The 3,362-nt window shown below is 68.2% G+C and carries 2 protein-coding genes; both read right to left on the reverse strand.

Features of this window, described 5'->3' with window-relative positions:
• Positions 1–59 precede the first annotated feature (59 nt).
• Positions 60–2,474: a TonB-dependent siderophore receptor gene (locus CH341_RS29735; protein ID WP_210208671.1), complete on the reverse strand. Its 2,415-nt coding sequence runs from the start codon at positions 2,472–2,474 to the stop codon at positions 60–62.
• A 174-nt stretch (positions 2,475–2,648) separates the two neighbouring features.
• Positions 2,649–3,362 (reverse strand): FecR family protein (locus CH341_RS29740; protein ID WP_111423008.1); only part of this gene is annotated, 714 nt, incomplete at its 5' end.

The raw sequence follows: 3,362 nt of genomic DNA on the forward strand, positions 1-3,362 counted from the left end.
GCGGACCTCACGGTCCGCGCCCCGGAATGACGGAGACATGATCACGCTCACGGGATCGATCACCACTTGTAGCTCATCGTCCCGATGACGCTGCGGCGGTTGCCGTAAAACACCGTGTTCGAGTAGAAGCCCGGCGTGAAGTAGATCTCGTCGGTGAGATTGGTGCCGGTGACCGACAGCGTCACGCCCTTCAGGTCGGCGAACTTCTGGCCGAGGTCGTACGAGATCGCGGCATCGAGCAGCGTGTAGCCCGGGACCTCGACCTGGGTTCCGGTCGACGTGTCCATCGGCGCCATCGAGCTGCCGATGTAGCGCACGCCGGTGCCGACCTTGAGGCCCTGCAGGGCCGGATCCTGGAACCGGTAGTCGAGCCACAGCGACGCCTTGTGGTACGGCACCGCGGTCTGGCGCAGGCCGACCTTGCTGTAGCCGCCGACCGTCTCCGGATTGTCCTGGGTGATGCGGGCGTCCGTGTAGGAATAGCCGGCGACGACGTTGAAGCCCTTCCACGGCTCGATCTTGCCCTCGATCTCGAAGCCGCGCGAGCGCACCTCGCCGTCCTGGGTCGAGTAGTAGAGGTGGTCGGGATCGGCCGTGGTCACGTTCTGCTGGGTGATCTGGAACACCGACGCCGTGATCATGCCGTTGATGCCGACCGGCTGATACTTGACGCCGGCCTCGTACTGCTCGCCCGTCGTGGGCTTGAACGGGCTGCCGGAGTAGTCGGTTCCGACCACCGGGTTGAACGAGGTCGAGTAGCTCACATAGGGCGCGACGCCGTTGTCGAACAGATAGCCGAGTCCGGCCCGATACGTGAAGGCGCGGTCGTCCGTCGTGGTGGTGGTGCCGCTGAGCCGGTCGAGGGTGTCGCTGTTGACGGCGTCGTGACGCCCGCCGAGCGAAAGAATCCAGCGGTCGAGCTTGATCTGGTCCTGGGCGTAGAAGCCGAGCTGATGGAAGGACTGCGACTCGTCGACCCACGGCGTTCCGAGCGTCAGCGCCGAGGCGTCGTAGATCGGATCGAAGATGTCGATGGTGATGTAGTTGGTCGAGTTGGTGCGGGTCTCGTGATAGCGGTAGTAGCTGTAGTCGACGCCGAACACGACCTTGTGGACGAACGGCCCGGTGGCGAACTCGCCCCGCATGTTGTTGTCGACCAGCACGGCGTCGGAGTCCTTCGGGCGCGCCTGCACCCCGATATTGGCGTAGTGGCCATTGCTGAGCGCCGTCGGCCAGTCCCAGATCCAGCCCGAGGTGTAATCGACCTTCGAATGCGTGTAGCGGAAGTTCTGGTTGAACTTCCACACATTGTCGAAGGCGTGCTTGAACTCGTAGCCGACCGAGGCGTTCTCGGTCTTCCACAGCGTCATTCCGGGCACGCCGAGGAACAGGCTCGACGGGATCTTCGGCCCGTTGTCGAAGATGGTGTTGTCCATCGGCAGGCTCTGCTCGGCGCCGCCCTTCTTGGACTTCTGGTAGCTGGTGAGCAGCGTCAGGCTGGTCCACTGGCTCGGCTTCCAGGTCAGCGCCGGCGCGATGTAGACCCGGTCGTCCGGCGAGTGGTCGATCTGGGTGCCGCTGTCCCGCCACAGCGCGGTGAGCCGGTAGAACAGCGTCGGGTCGGTCGGCACCGGGCCTGAGAAATCGACCGCCACCTGCTTGCGGTCGAAGCTGCCGCCCTGCACCTGGACCTCGTGATAGGGCGTGGTCGTCGGCCGCTTCGAGGTCATGTCGACGATGCCGCCCGGCGTCCCCTGCCCGTACAGCACGGAGGCCGGGCCCTTGAGCACATCGATACGCTCCAGCCCGTACGTCTCGATATCCGTGTCGTAGGCGTTGAAGCCGTTGCGCAGACCGTCGCGGTAGCTCGACTCCTGCTGGGTGGCGCGAAAGCCCCGCAGATAGATGTCGGGCATGCCCTGGCCGCCCGGATAGTCGGTCACCAGGATCCCGGGCGTATAGGCGACCGCGGAGTTGAAGTCGACGACACCGCGGTCGTCCATCTCCTGGCGCGTCACCACGTTGATGGTCTGCGGCACCTCGATGATCGGCGTGTCGGTCTTGGTGCCGACCTCGCTGCGGGTGGCGACGACACCGTCGACGCCGCTGCCCTGTCCTTCGACGCTGATCTGATCGAGCTGTATGCCTTCGGCCGCCGCGAAGGCACCGCCCGGCGCGAGCGGCGCGGCCACCGACACGGTGCGGGCGTTCGGAAACGAGTGGACCAGCCCGGTGCCCGCGAGCAGCCGCTCCAGCGCCTGCCCCGGCGTCGCGCGGCCCGCGAAGCCGGGCGACACCTGGCCGGCACCCGCCGCGGCCAGATAGGTGACCTGCAACCCGGTCTGGCGCCCGAACGCTGTGAGCGCCGCATCGAGACGCCCCGCCGGGATCGCAAACTCGACCTCGGATGCCGCCTGGGCGTGCGCCGCCGAGAGCGGCACCAGGCCGATCAGGGGCGATACCGACAGGACCAATGCCGCGATCCTGGCCCGGCGGCTGCTCCAAGCTCCCGACGTCGATCCCGATTGCATGGCGATCCCTGCCCCTTCGCTCGCTTTGAAGGAGCTGCCGCGCCGGCGCGCCGCGCGATGCTCCCGAGCCTGTTACAATCGGGACCGCGAATTTTTCTCCCCCGGGGGATCTTTTTTTCAGATGGGCGACACGACGGTCAGGAACGAGGAGACCTGCCGCACCCGAGCGCCGGCGGGGTGCACGACGGCTTCGAGCGCGCTCACCGGGTCGGCCAGATCGAACAGCCCGCTCACGCGCTGCGCCCCGACGAACGGATCCGCCAGGATCACCGTGCCGGGAATCCAGCGGCCGATCCGGCCGACCAGGGCCCGCACGGTCTCCCGGTCCGCGACGATCAGATTGTCCCGCCACGCGGCGATCTGGTCGGGCGGCCGCCGCCCGCGATCGACCTCGTGGGCCGACGGATCGACCGTGATCCAGTCGCCGGCCGCGAGTGTGCGGCCATCCGTGAGCCCGGGCTCCGGCGCGCGCGCCTCCACTAGGCCCTGGCGAACCGAGACGGCGACGATGCCGGCGTCGTCGGCGACGTCGAAGGCGGTGCCGACGGCCGTCGCCGTGACGTGCCCGACCCGCACCGCGAACGGCCGGCGCGGATCGGCGGCGACCTCGAAGAAGGCCAGCCCCTGCAGCAGCGCGAGGTCGCGACGACCGGGGCCGAAATCGAGCGCCAGGGCACTGTCCGGACCGAGGGTCGCGGCGCTGCCGTCCGGCAGGGCGATGCGGCGCACCTCGCCCTTCGCCGTGACGTGATCGGCGCGCCCGCGCAGCATCAGGCCGGGCAGCACGGACCAGCCGGCGGCCATGGGTTTTCCGCGCACCGGCGCGGCGCC

The sequence above is a fragment of the Rhodoplanes roseus genome (assembly GCF_003258865.1).
Taxonomy (GTDB): Bacteria; Pseudomonadota; Alphaproteobacteria; order Rhizobiales; family Xanthobacteraceae; genus Rhodoplanes; species Rhodoplanes roseus.